The organism is Autumnicola musiva, from assembly GCF_031846585.1.
Lineage (GTDB): Bacteria > Bacteroidota > Bacteroidia > Flavobacteriales > Flavobacteriaceae > Autumnicola > Autumnicola musiva.
Map to the genome: position 1 here is coordinate 1 of NZ_JAVRHK010000089.1, position 355 is coordinate 355.

At 36.6% G+C, this 355-nt stretch carries 2 protein-coding genes; both read left to right on the top strand.

What is annotated here, in order from left to right; genetic code table 11:
* The first annotated feature begins 1 nt into the window (after position 1).
* Positions 2-178: a FixH family protein gene (locus RM539_RS19985; protein WP_311505181.1), complete on the top strand. Its 177-nt coding sequence runs from the start codon at positions 2-4 to the stop codon at positions 176-178.
* A gap of 4 nt (positions 179-182) precedes the next feature.
* Positions 183-355: urease accessory protein UreH domain-containing protein (locus RM539_RS19990; protein WP_311505182.1), on the top strand; the 173-nt coding region annotated here is incomplete at its 3' end.

Consider the following 355-nt stretch of genomic DNA (forward strand, 5'->3'; position numbering starts at 1 on the left):
CATTAATCTCTACAGGCCCTCTAACAAAATGCTTGATTTCCAAATTCCACTGAATGATTTAACCGCACATGAGATTATAATTCCAAATGAAAAAATGATTGTTGGCCGCTGGAATATCAATGTGAACTGGAAATATCGAGGCGAAGATTATTTGTACAAAAAAGAAATTGTTTATTAAAAAAATGCTCTTTTCAGCCTTCATATTTGGACTTGTAGGTAGTTTCCACTGCGTGGGAATGTGCGGGCCCATCGCATTTTTACTGCCTGTAGATCGGGAAAATAATTTGAAAAAAAGTTTTCAGATTTTTCTTTATCACTTCGGAAGGCTCTTCGCATATGGCATCATAGGCCTTGT